At 48.2% G+C, this 18371-nt stretch carries 16 protein-coding genes and 1 pseudogene; 13 read left to right on the top strand and 4 right to left on the bottom strand.

Going from position 1 to position 18371, the window contains the following annotated elements; genetic code table 11:
- Positions 1-6: 6 nt before the first annotated feature.
- The 4 genes from CIK90_RS12000 to CIK90_RS11985 form a co-directional block, all read right to left on the bottom strand.
- A complete protein-coding gene (locus CIK90_RS12000) occupies positions 7-3234 on the bottom strand; it encodes a helicase-related protein (protein ID WP_094465627.1) in 3228 nt (1075 codons plus the stop codon).
- A 345-nt stretch (positions 3235-3579) separates the two neighbouring features.
- Positions 3580-4215: a recombinase family protein gene (locus CIK90_RS11995; protein ID WP_094465625.1), complete on the bottom strand. Its 636-nt coding sequence runs from the start codon at positions 4213-4215 to the stop codon at positions 3580-3582.
- A gap of 92 nt (positions 4216-4307) precedes the next feature.
- The gene (locus tag CIK90_RS11990) at positions 4308-5459 is read right to left on the bottom strand and encodes a site-specific integrase (RefSeq protein ID WP_094465623.1); all 1152 of its coding nucleotides are present in this window, start codon (positions 5457-5459) and stop codon (positions 4308-4310) included.
- Positions 5449-6663: a site-specific integrase gene (locus CIK90_RS11985; protein WP_094465621.1), complete on the bottom strand. Its 1215-nt coding sequence runs from the start codon at positions 6661-6663 to the stop codon at positions 5449-5451. Before CIK90_RS11985 ends, CIK90_RS11990 begins: the two co-directional genes overlap by 11 nt.
- Positions 6664-6887: 224 nt before the next feature.
- On the opposite strand from CIK90_RS11985, the pseudogene CIK90_RS11980 reads away from it, so the two are divergent.
- The 13 genes and pseudogenes from CIK90_RS11980 to CIK90_RS11920 all read left to right on the top strand — a co-directional run.
- A pseudogene (locus CIK90_RS11980) lies at positions 6888-7199 on the top strand (hypothetical protein); the annotation flags it as partial.
- Between the two features lie 65 nt (positions 7200-7264).
- Positions 7265-7666 carry a hypothetical protein gene (locus CIK90_RS11975; protein WP_005816123.1) on the top strand — a complete coding sequence of 134 codons (402 nt, stop codon included), beginning with the start codon at positions 7265-7267 and terminating at the stop codon, positions 7664-7666.
- 3 nt (positions 7667-7669) lie between these two features.
- Positions 7670-8284, top strand: a complete 615-nt coding sequence (gene traK / locus CIK90_RS11970; RefSeq protein WP_005816126.1) for a conjugative transposon protein TraK — start codon at positions 7670-7672, stop codon at positions 8282-8284.
- 12 nt (positions 8285-8296) lie between these two features.
- Positions 8297-8716 (top strand): hypothetical protein, encoded by a 420-nt coding sequence (locus CIK90_RS11965; protein ID WP_005816127.1) that lies wholly within the window; start codon positions 8297-8299, stop codon positions 8714-8716.
- Positions 8700-9842: a conjugative transposon protein TraM gene (traM, locus tag CIK90_RS11960; protein ID WP_005816128.1), complete on the top strand. Its 1143-nt coding sequence runs from the start codon at positions 8700-8702 to the stop codon at positions 9840-9842. The genes CIK90_RS11965 and traM overlap by 17 nt, the downstream gene beginning before the upstream one ends.
- 69 nt (positions 9843-9911) lie before the next feature.
- A complete protein-coding gene (gene traN / locus CIK90_RS11955; RefSeq protein ID WP_005816133.1) occupies positions 9912-10757 on the top strand; it encodes a conjugative transposon protein TraN in 846 nt (281 codons plus the stop codon).
- Positions 10757-11302, top strand: coding sequence for a hypothetical protein (locus tag CIK90_RS11950; protein ID WP_005816135.1), 546 nt, complete (start codon positions 10757-10759; stop codon positions 11300-11302). Before traN ends, CIK90_RS11950 begins: the two co-directional genes overlap by 1 nt.
- Before the next feature lie 8 nt (positions 11303-11310).
- Positions 11311-11964: a hypothetical protein gene (locus tag CIK90_RS11945; protein WP_005816136.1), complete on the top strand. Its 654-nt coding sequence runs from the start codon at positions 11311-11313 to the stop codon at positions 11962-11964.
- A gap of 66 nt (positions 11965-12030) precedes the next feature.
- Positions 12031-12939 (top strand): fimbrillin family protein, encoded by a 909-nt coding sequence (locus CIK90_RS11940; RefSeq protein WP_005816138.1) that lies wholly within the window; start codon positions 12031-12033, stop codon positions 12937-12939.
- Between the two features lie 80 nt (positions 12940-13019).
- Positions 13020-15209, top strand: a complete 2190-nt coding sequence (locus tag CIK90_RS11935; RefSeq protein WP_005816140.1) for a type IV secretory system conjugative DNA transfer family protein — start codon at positions 13020-13022, stop codon at positions 15207-15209.
- A 53-nt stretch (positions 15210-15262) separates the two neighbouring features.
- Positions 15263-15760: a hypothetical protein gene (locus CIK90_RS11930; protein WP_005816141.1), complete on the top strand. Its 498-nt coding sequence runs from the start codon at positions 15263-15265 to the stop codon at positions 15758-15760.
- Positions 15761-15848: 88 nt separating this feature from the next.
- A complete protein-coding gene (locus CIK90_RS11925) occupies positions 15849-17057 on the top strand; it encodes a putative resistance-associated DNA invertase (RefSeq protein ID WP_094465617.1) in 1209 nt (402 codons plus the stop codon).
- Between the two features lie 505 nt (positions 17058-17562).
- Complete coding sequence (locus CIK90_RS11920) at positions 17563-18135, top strand: UpxY family transcription antiterminator (RefSeq protein WP_008021340.1); 573 nt, start codon at positions 17563-17565, stop codon at positions 18133-18135.
- Positions 18136-18371: the final 236 nt, after the last annotated feature.

The raw sequence follows: 18371 nt of genomic DNA, 5'->3' as shown, positions 1-18371 counted from the left end.
ATGAGTTTATCTTATTACAAGGAAACAAATCAGTTCAAAATCATCAAGCCCTGTGATGCGCTCCTCAAAGAGTTCGCCCACATAGCCATCAAGGAAGCTGTCAATGTCAGACTCTTCCTTCTTCGTTACAATAGACTCTATCGCCCTTCCAAGCAGTTCGGAGTATTTACCCATGCGCAGGCCGTCACGGGTCTCTTTGTTGAAGGCGCTACATAGCTTGACATCCGGCTTGGTCATGGGCTTGCAGAGCAGACGCATCTTGTCGAGCAAGTCTTTCGGGTGCAGATGGTCAACAAACACTTCGCCATCGTCCTTGATGTAGACCATATAGAACGGATGCAGCTGGTTCTTGTGGTCGATGTTCACGCCCGCCGTGCGGTTTTTCAAAACAAAGACTGTTCCGGCTGGTGCATGGTCTGTGGCATGTACAACGGCATGGAGGCCGAAGGGGGTATGCTCCACATCATGGTTGCTGTTGATGTACTCCAGCAAGTCCAGTCGGAACTCATTCAGTCCCAAGTCCATGATGCTGACACCTGTATTCATTTCCTCCAAATCAACAACATCTTCTTTCAGTCTCTCCAACTGCTGTTTGCGGTACTCCAAATCGTCTTTCTCTTCTGGCGAAAGAAGGTTGTCGTCGCCCGTTGCCGTCATCACCGTCACCTTCATTCGGCTCTCTACACGTCCCTTCAGGTTGATGTATTCATCCAGCGTCATGTCAGGCCAGTAGTTGACCAACTGAATCTGTGCATTCTTCGATCCGATACGGTCGATCCGTCCGAAACGCTGAATAATACGCACAGGATTCCAGTGAATGTCGTAGTTCAGCAGATAGTCACAATCCTGCAAGTTCTGTCCTTCGCTGATACAGTCGGTAGCTATCAGCACATCTATCTCGTCTTTCAGATGTGGATAGACGGCTTCACGTTCCTTCGATATGGGCGAGAAGAGAGTCAGCACTTTGTTGAAGTCAAGCTTCTCCTTCAGTTTGAGCGTGCTTCGTGCTTCCACATCGCCTGTCACCAGAGCCACGTTTAACCCATACTCTTTCTTGATTGGGTCTGCCAGACAGTTATACAGATATTCAGCGGTATCAGAGAATGCCGTAAAGACAAGTACTTTCTTGTTATTCCCGTTGATGGGATGGGCAAACTTATCCTTCAAGTCAGTTATAAGTTGTTGCAGCTTACTATCATGCTCAGGCGTGATGCTCTGGAGCATGAGAAGGAGCAGACGGATGATGTCAAGGTCATCTTTGATTTCCTTCTGCCAGGATATATAGTCCATATCCTCCAAGAGGATGCGGTTCTTCTTCTTACCGATAGTGAAATCCTGCTCATCTTCATCACCATCAACGCTTTCATAGTCATCAACCGACACACGTCTCTCGCCATTCTGGAAACTGGCGATGGCATCAAGCGTCTCCTGCATGTAGTCACGAATGCGAGTCAAGGTCAAGCGGAAAGAGTTGACCGATGACTCCAGACGCTTCAACAGCTGCATATTCATCAATCGCTGAATACCCTGTTCACGCTCTTCGATGCTCAGACGGTGGCCTGTGGTGCTTTCCTCTTCCTTGTACTTCCAGAGCTGGCTCGGAAGAATAAAGGCGGATGGCGCATAGATAGCCAGATGCAACATTTGCAGTTGCTCAAATATCTCATTATAGTTGATGGCCGTATCAAGGTCGGTCAGATGTGGATTCCTGGATATGGGCTTCATCCGTTCAGGGAACGTGCCAATATCTGCGGTGTCATAATACTGCTGAATGTGTTTTCGGCTTCGGGCGATGGTGACAGCATCAAGCAGACGGAAGAAATCGAAGTCGAGCATCCTCAGAAGTCTTTCTGTGGTACGCTCTTCTGGTGGAAGGTCTGCCCAGATGTTATAAGAGCCTTGTGCCTGACGGAAGATGTCATCAATACCTCGGTTGGTAGGCAGTAACTTGTCAAAGGCTTCCGATTCCCCCTCGTATGCCAGTTGGAGCTGGTTCTTTAGGTCATTGAAACGATTGTTGACAGGTGTGGCTGAGAGCATCAGCACTTTAGTCTTCACTCCAGAGCGGATGACCTTGTTCATCAGACGGAGATAGCGATTTTCACGGGGATTCTCGCCGTTCTCATCCGTACTGACCTTACCGCCATTACGGAAGTTGTGACTCTCGTCGATAACCACAAGGTCGTAGTTGCCCCAATTTACTCGCTCTAAATCGAGGTCGTTACTGCGGCCATGTTCACGCGAGAGGTCGGTGTGGTAGAGTATATCGTAATTCAGTCGGTCTTTTGCCAACGGATTGTTGACGTAGTTCTGCCGATAGGTATTCCAATTCTCAAAGAGTTTTTTAGGACAGAGCACTAAGACTGTTCGGTTACGGCTCTCAAAATACTTGATGACCGACAGGGCGGTGAAGGTCTTTCCTAAACCTACGCTATCTGCAAGAATACAGCCATTATACTTCTCCAATTTGTTGATAACTGCCAGGGCTGCGTCACGCTGAAAGTTGTAGAGCTTTTCCCAGATGGCAGAATTCTTGAACCCTGTAGCCTCTTTTGGCAGTTCATCTTCGCTGATGTCTTCCAAAAACTCATTGAATATGTTGTAGAGTGCCACGAAGTAAAGAAACTCTGGGGCATTCTCCTTATAAGCATTGCTGATGCTGTCTATGACCTCTTCAGTAACCACCTGTAGGCGGCCACTGTCATTCCATATCTGATTGAAAAGGTCTATATATGCTTTTGAGAAAGGAGCTTCGGCCTTCTGAATCATCGTATAGGCAGCGTTGCCTTTCTCACAACCGAGGTCAACCGTCGTAAAGCCATTGATGGGTGAATAGCTGATGTCATCAAGGTTGATGAAACCCATCATCTGCTCGTTGGTCTTGTTTGACTTGAAACAAGCCTTTTCCCTTATCCATTCAGCGCATTCACGTGCAATAGCCTTTTGGGTCAGTTCGTTGCGAAGCTTCACTTCAAACTCAGAGCCATAAAGTGTACGCTCACGGTCTAACCGTGGAATGTAGAACTCACGCTGTTGCTTTGGAGTCTTCTCTGTTGTAAACGTCGGCGAGGTGAAAATGAAACGGAGTTCCTTAATGTCCTTCAGAGCCTCCTTCAACTCCTGAAAGGCATAGATGGAGAAGCAGGATGCCGCTATGGATAGTCGGCTTCCGGCTTTCATTTGCGCTACGATGTCATCCCGTAGTGTCTTGTTGATGTTGTTAATTAACTCCATCTATCTAAAGCAGAACCCCCAAGCAGTGTCTCGACAGGCGACCAAACCTTTGCATACACTGCGAGGGGGATTCCATATATCGTTTGCCTATTGGCTGTCTGGGTCATTTGTCGAAATGCGAACATGATTGTTTGTCATGCGCACATTGCATGGGCGCAAAGATACAAAAAATAATCCGAAAAACGGGCTTTCCCTTTATTAAATAAGGTGAAGAAGGCGTTTTTATGTCATTTTGGTATCTAAACGCCACTTTTAGCTTACTTTTCCCTACCTTTTTGAATCCAAATCGTGTCAAAGATTATATGTCTGGCGACACATAAACCTTGGTACGATTGGGAAATGTTATCAGCAAAACTTCTTCTTAACTCGCTGTATGGTGCTGATGCCCTTTCCCGTCAGTTTTGCTACATCCCTAATGGCGTATCCCTTCTTCAAAAGAGAAATGGCTTCCTTATATTCTTCTCTCTTTTGGTCGTCAGATTTTACAGAGCCTGGCTTGCGTCCCAGCTTGCCACCCTTAGCTATGTACTGCTTTCGCCCTGACTGCAAACGGAAGGTGATGTTGTCACGTTCCAGTTGCGCACAGGTCGAGAGCGTTGCCAACATGACTGGAGCAAACAAAGATGGCTTACCGTCATCACCAATCAAGTTGAATTGTTCCTTTTGGATATAGAGGTTGATGCCACAGTCAAGCAGTTCCTTGACAGAGGCAAGCACCTCAAACGCATTACGACCCATCCTTGACAGCTCACTGACAAGAAGGGTGGAAATGCGGTGCTCCTTGCAATAGGCGATGGCTTCGCATAACACAGGACGCTCTTCATTCTTCTTCGCGCCAGAGATATGCTCCTCAAATACTTTTCGGACATCCATCTGCCTATACATACCATAGTCCGATAAGTCCTTGACCTGTCGTTCTGTGCTTTGTCGTTCCCCAGTACTGGAAACACGAGCGTATATTACTGCTGTCTTGTAACCCATTTTAATCAAAGATATTGTTGAACACCAAAAACGCCTGTATTCAGATAAGTCTACAGATTTATTTGAACACAAACATTTTTTGAACACACAGGCTATCCAAAGATACCTGCCATCAGGTTTACGGCATCTACTTTCTTTTCCATCACCACGTCGGCATAAATCTCCGTTGTGTGGATATTTGTATGCCCTAACATCTTACTTGTCGTGTAGATGTCGCCTCCAGCAGTCAATGTCATTGTGGCGAAGGTGTGGCGGCTGCAATGGAAAGAGATTGTCTTGTCAATGTTGGCACGTTTTGCCATGTGCTTCAATGCCCTGTTTGCGCAACCGAGGGTTGGAGCATCGGCAAACACCTTGTCGTCCTGCAATGCTTCGTTCTTCTCCGGCAACCATTTTCTTGCCTGAATACCCAAAGGCACGATGACTGGGCGTTTCGTCTTTTGCATGGAAGGAACGTAAATGACTTCTCCTGCATCAGTCTTTTGAATGTCCCTCCAGCGTAATGCGGTCATGTCGCTGTGGCGTAATCCTGTAAAGCAGCAAAACAGGAAAGTTTGTTTTGTGATGGGACTGCCAGTTGGAACATCTGCCAGGGCCTTCAGCTCTTCAATAGTCAGATACTCCCTGAAGCTGGGTGTTTTCTTGAACTTTTCCTTTCCCTCCAGTTCATAGAAAGGATTCTTCTTCAACAACCCTTCTCTTACTGCATGGTTCAGCATTGTATTGAGGTTGGTCTGGGTCAACAACAAAGTCTTCTCAGACAACGCCATTGGCTCATCAGGCGACTTGGTGTTCTTATAGACATCCTTCAGGTAGGTAAGCAGATTCTTGTAGAATGACTTATCTACCTTGGCAAGAAGCATCCTCGGACGATGTATGTGCCGGAGATAGCTTTTGATGATGTTCACCGTTGAATGGACGTTCTTACAGTAGGAAGAGGACAGCTTCTTCACGTCCCTTATATACACCTCGTATTCGTCCATCCATTCAGAGAAGATACGTGAGGGTGGTGTGACATCATCAGTTGTCTCTGGCTCCTTCTCTATACCAAGAATACGCTCCGCTTTAATCTTCAAGGCATGGCTCAGAGTGTTTTCGTTTACTCTTCGGTCATTGTCATCCTTCTCTGGAATGAGGAAGAGGTTAAGTGACTCGTATGTTCGCTTTCCACCCTTCACGTAGAATTCCAGGTACAAAGACTTGTTGCCACTTGGCAGCTTTCGGTTACGCAGTTCAATCTTCATTTCCTTCTTGGTTTACGGGTTCTTCAACGTCAGAGGCGAAAAGGTTGTCAACGAGGTTGACAGTTTCCACCTTCTTCTTGTCTATGATTTTACTATATATCTGGGTTGTGGTCACGTTGGCATGACCAAGCAGCTTACTTGTTGTATAGAGGTCTGCTCCAAGGGTGAGCATCATTGTGGCGAAAGTGTGGCGGCTGCAATGGAACGAGATAGTCTTGTCGATATGGCCGTTCTTCACCCACTTCTTTATGTGGTAGTTGATGGTGGCAACACTTGTAGGCAGTTTGAAGATGGGTTCGTCGGGATTCTCCTTCTCTTCAAGAACTTTGAGAGCTTCACCTGACAACGGAACATTCAAGGGCTTCTGGGTCTTCTGCATAAAGACATGAACGTAGAGCGTTTTTCCGTCTGGCATCTTGTGTATCTTGTTCCAAGTCAGTGTACGTACGTCGCTAAGACGTAAGCCAGCGAAGCAGGAGAAGATAAACGCTTTCTTCACCTGTTCATTGGAACATGGCACGTCCATCAAGTTGCGTAGTTCCTCGATGGTCAGAAACTCACGTTCCTCTGGTGACGGCTGGAATTTTTCTCTCTTGTCGAGCATCTTCATGGGGTTCTGCTGTAATATGCCTTCACGGACAGCCTTATTCAAGGCTCCGTTTAGCACCGCCTGATGGTGGTGGGCGCATCCCTTGCTGATTGTGCGGTCTTTCTGTTTCTTGGCTACGCTGTTTTTTGCCGTTTCAAGAAAACGGAGGAAACCACGGCAGAAGTCCTGATCTATCTCGTTCATGCCGATATAGGACAGACCTTCTTGCTCCAGATACGCTTCTACCTTCTTCCGCATGTCTTGGCGACCTTTCAGGGTTGAAGGTTTGAAGCCCATACTGTCTTGCTCGTACTGTATAAGCCACTCTACGAGCGACATATTTGACCGCTTTATCTTTTCCCACTGCTTGATGCCACGGTCTTGCAGGGCGATAATGCGGTCAGACTTTATCTTCTCGGCAATACTCCTGGTTCTTGCATTGGCAGCTTTGGCATTGGGCAGACTCTCAGGAATGAGATACAGCCCAAGTGATTCATACTTGCGAGTACCCTTCACATAGATGTCAAGGTACAGGCTGATGTTGCCATCCGCTAATTTGCGTTCCCGAATGCGGATGGGCTCTTTTACCTTCAATGATTTTTTTGGTCTTGCCATTCTACTTTCTTGGTTTTGTTTAGACGGTTACAAAATGCTCTCGTTTTCGGGTGCAAAGATACGAATAAAATTTGAATCGCGTAACAAAACTGCAACAAAAAGTGTCGTAAAATAGCGGAACTTAGCAAAGTTTAATAATTATCGAATAATTCGCTAAAGTGTTTTAATTCAGTGGTTTTTGGTTACTTTTGTTATATATCTTTCGTTTTGTTTTCCGTTATCATTCCCTATACTTCGTCGGTTTCTACGTCCTGTTGCTGTTTGATATTGTGCTCTGCATACAGGTAGAGAACCTGACGGCCATCACCGCCAGTGAGCAGACGATGGCAGCCTATCTGCAAAACTCGTTCTTCTCGGCAGGCTATCTGATGGCAGCGAGCATCGTGGCGTTGAAATGCCTGAACCTCGTGCCCGACCTTGCGGCATGGATGATACCAGAGGGCGACACCGCCTTCTCAACCCGAAACTTCGGCGAGGGCGTGGCACAACAAGCCAAGATGACGGCTACGGGAACCATGGCGACCGTGATGAGATAACATGTGAGTGTGCGGTGAGTCACCGCACCTCCTATTGAAACAAATAAAAGTAACCATCAAGAAAAATGAAAGCAAAAAATGAAATTGAGCGTTGGCTCAAAGATGAGAAATTCATGGCGTTTGCCAACAAGCGTGCAAAGGAAGAGTTTTTCAATTCCGAAAACAACTACATCGACCCACAGTATGAGGAGATGGCAGAAGGCTTTGAGGATAACGACGAGTATGTAGTGCCTATGGTAGATTACCTGAGTTATCGCTTGCATCGTGCCAAAATCTACAGAAATCGACGGAGACGTGAACGTGACATCTGGTGGGTGTGGATCCAACTGAAATACGAAGGCATCTACGTAGAGGCTTGCATCAAGTATTACGCCAAACTGGTGGAAGAAGTTGAGAAGGACATATACACCATCCTGCACCGTGAATATGTGAGAATGAAGAGAAATCAGACCTCAAACAAGCAGTAACGTATGGTAATCAAGAACTTAGAAAACAAAATCAAGCTGGTGGGCATCATCTGCTCTGCGTTCCTCATGGGCTGCATCATCATCTCGGTGTCGAGCATCTGGACGGCGCGCTGCATGGTGACGGACGCGCAGCAAAAGGTGTATGTATTGGACGGCAACGTGCCCATACTGGTGAACCGCACCACGATGGAGGAAACGCTGGATGTGGAGGCAAAGAGCCATATCGAGATGTTCCACCATTACTTCTTTACGCTTGCTCCCGATGACAAGTACATCCGCTATTCGATGGAGAAGGCGATGTATTTGGTCGATGAAACTGGTTTGGCGCAGTACAATACGCTGAAGGAAAAGGGCTTTTACAACAATATCATGGGTACGAGTGCCGTGTTCAGCATCTTTTGCGACAGCATCAAGTTCAACAAGGAGAAGATGGAGTTCACCTACTACGGTAGGCAAAGGATAGAGCGAAGGAGCAATATTCTGATGCGTGAATTGGTGACGGCGGGACAGGTGAAGCGCGTGCCGAGGACGGAGAACAATCCTCATGGACTGCTCATCACGAACTGGAGAACCTTGCTCAACAAGGATATTGAGCAGAAGTCGAAGTCAAACTTCTAATATCCTAGCGGTATGAGTGTAAAAGGAATCAGACGGATGCTTGTGGGCGAGGATATGCCCGACAAGAACGACCCCAAGTACAAGAAGCGGTATGAGAAGGAGGTGGCGGCAGGGCGCAAGTTTGCCAAGACCGCGAGGATAGACCGTGCGGCGGCTAAGGTGCAAGGCTTTGCCAATGCCCACAAGACGCTGTTTCTCGTCATCGTCTTCGGCTTTGTCGCCACGTGCTTCGGCATCAACATCTACAGGATGGTGCGGTATTACGGTCATCGGACGGAGGCTGCAAGTGCCATCGAGCGGCAGGAAGGGCGCATGAAGCAGATGATGAATGCAGCCCATTGCATCACTCCTCCCGTGACGCATCGAACCAACGAGGAGAATCGAGACAAGTCAGTAACATCAAAATCAGACAGCGATGAGAATAACAGATAAGATAAACTTCCGTCAGCCGAAGTACATGCTGCCAGCCATCGTGTACATCCCGTTGATTGCCACAGGCTATTTTGTCTTTGACATGTTCAATACGGAGGTGGCGGAAACGCAGGACAAGAACCTGCAGACCACCGAGTTTCTGAACCCCAACCTGCCCGGAGCGCAGATTAAGAATGGTGACGGCATCGGTGGCAAGTATGAGAACATGGCGAAGTCGTATGGTCGCATAGCAGACTATTCGGCTGTTGATAACATTGAGCGTGACAACGAAGAAGAGAAAGAAGCGTATGAATCCAAGTACACAGAAGAAGACCTTGCGGAACTCGTCCGTCAGGCAGAAGAGAAGGACGATGCAGCCGAAGTGGCCGATGCCAAGGCGCGAGAAGCGGAAGCACTCGAAGCACTCAACAAGGCACTCGCCGAAGCGAGGCTGAGAGGACAGGCGGCAGTTGCCCCCGTGGCCCAGGATACCACACAGGCTGGGCCTCCCAAGGAGCAGATTGAGGTGAAAGGTCAGATTGCCGAGGACAGCAAGGCGGTGAAGGCACTGGACGAGGAGGACAAGGCACAGGAGGTGGTGAAGAAGGTGAAGGTGACTTCGGACTATTTCAACACCCTGACGCAGAACGAGCATGAGCCAAAGCTCATCAAGGCCATCATTGACGAGGACGTGAAGGCTACGGACGGGTCGAGGGTGCGGCTGAGACTGTTGGACGATATTGAGATTGGTGAGACCGTGGTGAAGAAAGGGTCGTACCTCTATGCCACCATGAGCGGTTTCGGTTCGCAGCGAGTGAAGGGTAGCATCAACTCCATCCTTGTGGATGACGAGCTGATAAAGGTTTCGCTTTCGCTTTATGACACGGACGGACTGGAGGGACTGTATGTCCCCGGCAGCCAGTTCCGTGAGACCACGAAAGATGTGGCGAGCGGTGCTATGCAGAGCAACATGAACATCGACCAGAGTGGAGCGAACAACAGTTTCTCGCAATGGGGAATGCAAGCCGTGACCAATGCCTACCAGAAGACAAGCAATGCCATCAGCAAGGCTATCAAGAAGAACAAAGTGAAGCTGAAGTATGGGACGTTTGTTTACCTTGTAAATGGGAAAGAGAAAAGGAAATAGACACTGCCCGACAACGGAATTGTCGGGAACGGTGGCTCATAGAGTATAAACATCAAAAAATCAACTAATATGAATTGTTTTCAGAAAATGAATGTCTGTGCATTGCTTTCGCTGAGCGTGCTTTCAGCCAAGGCGCAGACCACCTACATGGAGATGGAGCAGCTGACGGTCAACGACCAAGTGACCACCGTCATCACCGCCTCCGAACCCATCCGCTTTGTCGATATATCCACAGACAAGGTGGTGGGCGACCAACCCATCAACAACACCATCCGCCTGAAGCCGAAGGACAACGTGTATGCCGACGGTGAGGTGTTGGCGATAGTGACAATCGTGACGGAACGCTACCGCACGCAGTATGCACTGCTCTATACCACGAGGATGCAGGAGGCAGTAACCGATAAGGAAATAGAATGCTCGGAGCGCAATGCCTACAACAATCCCGCTGTAAGCCTGTCCACTGCCGACATGACCAAGTATGCACGTCAGATATGGTCATCGTCTGCCAAATACCGCAACGTGGCGACGAAGATGCACCGCATGGTAATGCGCCTGAACAACATCTACAGCGTGGGCGAATATTTCTTCATCGACTTCTCCGTGGAGAACAAGACCAACATCCGCTTCGACATCGACGAGATGCGCATCAAACTATCGGACAAGAAGCAGAGCAAGGCTACCAATGCGCAGATAGTGGAACTGACCCCATCTCTTGTGTTGGACGATGCGAAGACCTTCAAGTATGGCTATCGCAACGTGATTGTGGTGAAGAAGATGACCTTCCCCAACGACAAGGTGCTGACCATCGAGCTGTCGGAAAAACAGATAAGTGGACGCACCATCTCGCTCAGCATCGACTATGAGGATGTGCTGTCTGCCGATTCGTTTAACCATATACTGTTGGAGGAGGAATAATGAGAATTAGGAATGAGGAATTAGGAGTGAGGAATTGGCTTGTGCATACCTTACTCGTTGTCATCTGTTTTATGGCAAGCATGACTCCGGCAATGGCGCAGCAGAATAGCGACCGCATATCCTTGGGGTTCGGATGCCTGTATGAGCGAGGACTGGACGTGACGCTGTCCTACGAGTATGAGACGAAGTACCACAATGCGTGGGAGTATTTTGCAAACGGATATATCAAGTGGAACGAGTGCGCATCGTGCGGTCATGTCTGTCCTGAGAGTTTTTGGAACAACTACCGCAGTTATGGTTTCGGCTTTGCCTATAAGCCCTGTGTGGCAAGAGGACGCAACCACCATGGCAACATGCGCATAGGAGCATCGGCAGGTAGCGATACTGACAGGTTCTTGGGTGGCATCCACCTCGGCTATGAGCAAAACTATACACTCAGACACGGCTGGAAGCTCTTCTGGCAGGTGAAGACCGATGTGATGATCAAGGGTGAAGACCTGTTCAGAACGGGTATTGTCCTGGGTGTGAAACTTCCTGTAAAATGACTATGCGTATGAAGAAACTGTTTTCAATCTTGGCAGTTGCGGCAACGGTGTTGCTGACTGCCTGTGACGAGCATCAGGACTTTCCCGACACAGCCATGAAGGTCACCCATATCTTGACCACTGACGGCAAGGTGATGCCCTACGAAACCTACGAGCAATCGTGCAAGCAAGCCATTGCAGTGGTGTTCAACGTCAATCAGAGGGAAGAAATGGAGGGAAACGGATATGCCGTCTATCTGTGGGACATCGCTCCCGAAGCCTTTGCTGACAGTATCGGTGTGGAACAGGACACATCCTGTGACCTCACCGCCTACGACGGCAACAAGAACACTTTTGCCCTTTATGGCACGACCGATGTGAAGTCGCCTTTGGCTGAGCGTGTCTTCGACATGTGGCGTTACGGGCAAAGTGCCTATATCCCCAGTGTGGCACAGATGCGTCTGCTCTATCATGCCAAGGACATCATCAACCCATACATCCTGAAATGCGGCGGCACACCTATCCCCGATGAGGATGATGACTGTTGGTATTGGACTTCAACGGAGGTAGAAGGACAAGCGACCGCCAAGGCATGGCTTTACTCACTGGGAAGCGGTGCCATACAGGAGACTCCCAAGTGGCAGCCGCATAAGGCGAGACCCATCATCACGATTATGGATTAGCCCATATACAGACATCGAGTATCACCCGTATCATCATCAAAGTACAACAATTAAAAAAGAAAAAGCATGAAAAAGAATTTGTTTCTAATGTTGGGACTTGGAGCCATGCTCCTCACGTCCTGTGACCAAGACATCGTCAATGAGATTTACCTGCCCGGTGGCGGAGGTTCTGTGGTCGTGACCGACAGCACATCAACCAAGCAGCTTCAGGTATTCACCAATCTGGAGATGCTGCAACCTGCCGTTTCCACACGAGCCGTTGACAACCAGTGGGAACTCAATGATATGATTGGCATCTCTTCCACAGGGATGATCAACAATATGAAGTTCACCCGAAGCGGCGGCACGAATCAGTTTGTGTCAGCCAACAAGGTGTTTTTCACGGACACAGACACTCACACCTTCAATGCCTACTATCCCTATACGGCAAATCCTACCAACGACCTCATAGAGTTCCAAGTGCCGGAGGCAGCTGTACAGAGTGAGCAGAAGGTCAATGATTTTCTGTTTGCCAGTGGAGCGGCATCATACGCCAATCCGAGCCTTACATTGAACTTCACCCATCAGATGGTGCGTGTCATCATCAAGGTCTATACCTCACCAGAATACGGTTTCACCACCAATGATTTTGCAGGAAGCCTACTCACGTTCGTCGGTTATTTTGACAGCGGTACTTTCAACATCAAGACCGGAAAGGTAGAATGCAGTGACGAGTCGGTGACGACCTATTATTTCGGCGACCCACAAAGTGACCACATGGAATATACGCTTTATGTTCCTGCACAGGTTATGCCAGACATGACATTGCAACTCAGCAATGGGGAGAACTTCGTATTCCTCACAAACGACACGTGGAAAGCGGGTCATTCCTACAGCTATTCATTGAAGCCTGTACGCAACACCTTGGAGGTCATATCTGCAACTATTTCTCCGTGGACAGTAGAGTCTGAGAAGACCATCAACGGCTACGAATAAAACTCATAAGAGGATTGGAGGGTGTCCACCGTGGCATCCTTCATCTTTTCTCATTATCACCCAACATCATCGTAAAGTAAATGGAAGAAAGCAAAGAGTTACAGGGTTTTTACAAGATATTCAGGGCGGTGATTTATGTCTCCATCCTGATGGAGTTCTTCGCCTACGCACTGGAGCCGGAGCAGTTGGACTTCTTGGGCGGCGTAGTGACGGATATCCACACTCGCATCAAGCGGTGGATGATTTACCATGACGGCAACCTCGTGTATAGCAAGGTGGCTACGTTCCTGCTGATATGTATCACCTGTGTGGGAACGCGCAACAAGAAGCATCTGGAGTTTGACGCTCGCAGGCAGGTGCTCTATCCGCTGCTGTCGGGAGTGCTGCTGATTGTGCAGTCCGTATGGCTGTTCGGTCATTCGATAATGCCCTGTTTCTATACCCTCCGTTTGAACACTTGGCTCTATATGCTCACTTCCATCGTCGGTGTCGTATTGGTGCATATCGCCCTCGACAATATCTCTAAGTTCCTGAAGGAAGGGCTGCTGAAAGACCGCTTCAACTTCGAGAATGAGAGCTTTGAGCAATGCAGGGAGTTGCAGGAGAACAAGTACAGCGTGAACATCCCTATGCGCTATTATTACAAGGGCAAGTTCCGCAAGGGATGGGTGAACATCGTCAATCCGTTCCGTGGCACATGGGTTGTGGGTACTCCTGGTTCTGGTAAGACCTTCTCCATCATCGAGCCGTTTATCAGGCAGCACAGCGAGAAGGGCTTTGCCATGGTGGTGTACGACTATAAGTTTCCCACTCTCGCCACCAAACTCTACTATCATTACTTGAAGAACAAGAATGCCAAGGACAGCAAGATGCCCCATGGCATGAAGTTCAACATCATCAACTTTGTGGATGTGGAGTATTCGCGCCGTGTGAACCCCATCCAGTTGAAGTACATCAACAACCTTGCCGCAGCGAGCGAGACCGCCGAGACCCTGCTTGAATCCCTGCAAAAAGGCAAGAAGGAAGGCGGCGGTGGCAGCGACCAGTTCTTCCAGACCTCTGCCGTCAACTTCCTTGCCGCCTGCATCTATTTCTTCTGCAACTACGGCAAGGAGCCCTACGACAAGGACGGAAAGATGCTGATTGCCGAGCGGCGTGAAGACCCAAAGACGAAAAGGCTGATACCCACAGGACGGGTGTTCGACCATTCGGGCGCGGAGGTGCAGCCCGCTTATTGGTTGGGCAAGTACAGCGACATGCCACATATCCTATCGTTCCTCAATGAGAGTTATCAGACCATCTTCGAGGTACTTCAGACCGACAACGAGGTAGCCCCCTTGCTTGGCCCGTTCCAGACTGCCTTTGCCAACAAAGCCATGGAGCAGTTGGAAGGTATGATTGGCACGCTACGTGTCTATACCTCCCGTCTCGCCACCAAGGAATCTTACTGGATATTCCACAAGGACGGCGATGACTTCGACCTGAAGGTCAGTGACCCGAAGAATCCAAGTTATCTGCTCATTGCCAACGACCCCGAGATGGAGAGCATCATCGGTGCACTGAATGCCTTGATTCTCAACCGCCTTGTAACGAGGGTGAATACAGGACAGGGCAAGAACGTTCCTGTCAGCATCATCGTCGATGAGTTGCCGACCTTGTATTTCCACAAGATAGACCGACTGATAGGCACAGCCCGAAGCAACAAGGTGAGCGTGGCACTTGGCTTTCAGGAACTTCCGCAGTTGGAAGCCGATTATGGCAAGGTGGGTATGCAGAAAATCATCACCACCGTGGGCAATGTGGTGAGCGGTTCGGCAAGAGCCAAGGAAACCCTCGAATGGCTGTCGAGTGACATCTTCGGTAAAGTAGTGCAACTCAAAAAGGGCGTGACCATCGACCGTGACAAGACCTCCATCAACCTCAATGAGAATATGGACAGCCTGGTGCCTGCAAGCAAAATCTCCGATATGCCCACAGGTTGGATATGTGGACAGACCGCCCGTGACTTCGTAGTCACCAAGACCGGGATGAACGGAAGCATGAACATCCAGGAGAGCGAGGAGTTCAAGACATCCAAGTTCTACTGCAAGACCGACTTCGATATGACGGAAATAAAGAAGGAGGAATCGGAGTATGTCCCTCTCCCTAAGTTCTATAAGTTCAAGTCGAAAGAAGAGCGAGAGCGCATCCTCTACAAGAACTTCGTTCAGGTTGGGGAGGACGTGAAAGCCATGATTAAAGAGATTCAGCAGTTCCGCACTATGATGTAGTGATATTGATTAGAGTGCGGTGAGACATCGCACCTCCTATATAAAATAATGTAATGAGAAGATACATCATCGTACTATTGAGCATGTTGGCCATCTGTAGCGTGCCCTGTCAAAGCCAAACCATTGACAGGGCACTGTTTGAACGGATGGTAGCCATTACCAAACACTTCGAGGGTTGGCACGACCCAAAGACCACACCGGGCTATGTGGGCTATGGTCACCAGCTACAGAAGGGAGAGCGTTTCCCGAAAACACTGACACGTCAGCGTGCAGATTTGCTGTTACGGACAGACCTCCTCCGGCACCTGCGCCTATATGCCCGTTATGGCAGGGATGCTTATCTGCTTGCCACCCTCTCGTACCAGATTGGACCAGCCAAGTTGTTAGGCAATGGACGATACCCGAAAGCGTCCCTGCTCACCCGATTGGAACGTGGCGACAGGGACATCCTGCCACTCTATCTGAGCTATTGCAAATGGAGGGGAAAAGCAGTGGCATCCATTAGGAAACGGAGGTGGGTGGAATATCAGCTGTTGTATGCCGAGCGGTGAGGCACCATCCCTCCTATACCTGTTTGTCTGTCACTTATATTATATATAAAGGTAATAATTGCAATTTCAATGTTAAAGTCAGAGCATTATGGCATCCATCAAATTAAAGTTCAGAACATCATCTGTTCAAGAGAAAGAGGGTCGCCTGTATTATCAGGTGATACACAATCGTGTGGCACGTCAGATCCATACAGAGTACAGAATCTATTCCTCAGAGTGGGATGCGGACCATTCAAACATCATTTTGCCAACTTCCGTCACTCCACAACGTCAAGCCTATCTTCTTTCCTTGAAAGATACATTGGATGCTGACAGGAAGAAACTGCTGTTGGTCATTGCACGGTTGGACAAGGAAGGGCAGTCATATACAGCAGACACCGTCGTTGACAACTTCCATGAGGGAAAAGAATTACATGGCATTATCGGCTATACGCTGGAGTTGAACGAAAAACTGAGACGCATCGGCAAGAAGCGGATGGTAGCAAGGTACAAAACCACCCTCAACAGCCTCCAGCGTTACCTGAAAGGAGGCGATGTGCCATTGGAGGAAGTCGATGGGACAACGATACAAGGCTATGAACAGTGGCTGAAAGACAGCGGACTGTGCCGCAACACCACCTCTTTCTACATCCGCAACCTGCGCACCATCTACAATCATGCCGTAGATGACGGACTGGTCATCTCTTCCTCACCGTTCAAGCATGTATATACCGGCATCGACAAGACCGTCAAGCGGGCACTCCCCTTGGAAATCATCAAGCAACTGAAAGAGCTGGACTTGAGTCTGAACCCCCGTTTGGAGCTTGCAAGGGATATGTTCCTGTTCAGTTTCTATACCCGTGGGATGTCGTTCATCGATATGGCACAACTTACACCAAGCAATCTGCATGGCAGTACGCTCATTTACCGCCGTCAGAAGACCTCACAACAGTTGCACATCAAATGGGAACCTGCCATGCAGGAGATAGTGGCGAAGTACAAAACAGATGATTCTCCCTACCTGCTCCCTATAGCAAAAGGAGAGGGAGCCATATTCTGGAGACAGTACAAGAATGCCTATAGCCGTATCACCAAGCAGTTGAAGAAAATCGGAGAAATGATAGGCCTGTCCGTCCCCCTGACCCCCTACGTAGCCCGCCACTCCTGGGCAAGCATAGCCAAGAGCAAGAACGTGCCCGTATCTACTATCAGCGAGGCATTGGGGCATGACTCCGAGAAAACCACACAGATATACCTCTCCTCATTGGACACCTCTGTCGTTGACAACGCCAACAATCTCATCATCAATTCTCTTTAGGAGGTGCAGCGTCTCACTGCACCTTTATTTCAATATTTATAACTATTGTATTGCGGTGTGATACCGCAACTATAATAAAAAAGTCGGGGATTGTTGAGCAAAAAGGTGTTTCTCTCTTTAAGAGAAACTCTTCGGGATGCAAAAATATGAAAATAACTCCAATTCACCAAATTATATAGCGACTTTTTTACAAAAATGCTAAAATTTGTTGATTTCCGTCAAGCAATTGTTGAGCAAATATGTCTTTTACGATAAAATGATACCTCAATATCAACTGTTTAGCAAAACGATATTTCTCTTAAAGAGAGAAACATCTTTTGCATACCTTTTCCGACCGAATTTTTATGTCGTAAAGAGGGGCTTTGCAGGGGGTGGACTCAGAAAGATGAGAATAGATGACTATTGTAGTTGAAACACATAGAAAGTTGCTGATATACAGACCGATACGCATATCGGGATGAACCATGAGTACGTTCTTTTCTCAAAAAACACATGTCAAAACAGTATGGTGAATGTATTGGACAAGGATAAGATACTGTGGTATGTCATGCGGGCCTACAAGAACGAGAATACTGCCGAAGATCGGCTCTCTAATGAAACGTATGGCTTAGAGTATTTCATACCCAAGCAGAAAGTCCTTCGCACTGTCAAGGGCAAGAAAGTCTTTTTCATGGTACCCGTCATCCATAGTCTGGTGTTTGTGCATGCAAGTCATCAGAAGATTGTTGATTTCAAACACAATTATTATTACGACCTACAGTTTGTCACATGGAAAAGTGGCGGAGAACTTGTCTATCTGACTGTACCTGATGAAGACATGACCAACTTCATCAAGGTGTGCAAGCAGGCAGATGAAGAGGTACACTTCTACAAAATCAGCGAAATCAACAAGGAAAAAGATAAAATCAACATTGAAAAAGGTAAAAGAGTAAGGGTACATGGCGGACCGTTCGACCAGGTGGAGGGCTACTTCATAAAAGTGGCAAAAAAGAGAGGTCGGCAGCTTGTCGTCATTATTCCCGACCTACTGGCGGTTTCAGCTGAGGTGAAGCCGGAATATATTCAAATCATAGACTGAGATTATGGAAACACGAATTACCCCCCCCCGAATTGATTGATACAGAGGGATTAGTACAGGACAGACCGACACAAACGGCCTATTAAAGTTAGATAGAGAATGAGTTTAACCTAAAATCCGCAACTATCATCCAATACACGATTAAGGGTAGATTTATGAGTCGTTAGTAGCAGCTTTCAGTAAAAAGCAACAGCACAACATCAATATGTAGCCACCATCCCCTTACCCCACGATGC

It is taken from the genome of Prevotella sp. P5-126 (assembly GCF_002251185.1).
Taxonomy (GTDB): Bacteria; Bacteroidota; Bacteroidia; order Bacteroidales; family Bacteroidaceae; genus Prevotella.
Note: the sequence above shows the minus strand (reverse complement) of the source record. Positions and strands in the feature narration are given on the sequence as shown.

Bases quoted from the DNA above. Each gene is read 5' to 3' on its own strand.
- CIK90_RS12000 (WP_094465627.1), bottom strand. From the start codon at position 3,234: ATGGAGTTAATTAACAACATCAACAAGACACTACGGGATGACATCGTA.
- CIK90_RS11995 (WP_094465625.1), bottom strand. From the start codon at position 4,215: ATGGGTTACAAGACAGCAGTAATATACGCTCGTGTTTCCAGTACTGGG.
- CIK90_RS11990 (WP_094465623.1), bottom strand. From the start codon at position 5,459: ATGAAGATTGAACTGCGTAACCGAAAGCTGCCAAGTGGCAACAAGTCT.
- CIK90_RS11985 (WP_094465621.1), bottom strand. From the start codon at position 6,663: ATGGCAAGACCAAAAAAATCATTGAAGGTAAAAGAGCCCATCCGCATT.
- CIK90_RS11975 (WP_005816123.1), top strand. From the start codon at position 7,265: ATGAAAGCAAAAAATGAAATTGAGCGTTGGCTCAAAGATGAGAAATTC.
- traK (WP_005816126.1), top strand. From the start codon at position 7,670: ATGGTAATCAAGAACTTAGAAAACAAAATCAAGCTGGTGGGCATCATC.
- CIK90_RS11965 (WP_005816127.1), top strand. From the start codon at position 8,297: ATGAGTGTAAAAGGAATCAGACGGATGCTTGTGGGCGAGGATATGCCC.
- traM (WP_005816128.1), top strand. From the start codon at position 8,700: ATGAGAATAACAGATAAGATAAACTTCCGTCAGCCGAAGTACATGCTG.
- traN (WP_005816133.1), top strand. From the start codon at position 9,912: ATGAATTGTTTTCAGAAAATGAATGTCTGTGCATTGCTTTCGCTGAGC.
- CIK90_RS11950 (WP_005816135.1), top strand. From the start codon at position 10,757: ATGAGAATTAGGAATGAGGAATTAGGAGTGAGGAATTGGCTTGTGCAT.
- CIK90_RS11945 (WP_005816136.1), top strand. From the start codon at position 11,311: ATGAAGAAACTGTTTTCAATCTTGGCAGTTGCGGCAACGGTGTTGCTG.
- CIK90_RS11940 (WP_005816138.1), top strand. From the start codon at position 12,031: ATGAAAAAGAATTTGTTTCTAATGTTGGGACTTGGAGCCATGCTCCTC.
- CIK90_RS11935 (WP_005816140.1), top strand. From the start codon at position 13,020: ATGGAAGAAAGCAAAGAGTTACAGGGTTTTTACAAGATATTCAGGGCG.
- CIK90_RS11930 (WP_005816141.1), top strand. From the start codon at position 15,263: ATGAGAAGATACATCATCGTACTATTGAGCATGTTGGCCATCTGTAGC.
- CIK90_RS11925 (WP_094465617.1), top strand. From the start codon at position 15,849: ATGGCATCCATCAAATTAAAGTTCAGAACATCATCTGTTCAAGAGAAA.
- CIK90_RS11920 (WP_008021340.1), top strand. From the start codon at position 17,563: ATGGTGAATGTATTGGACAAGGATAAGATACTGTGGTATGTCATGCGG.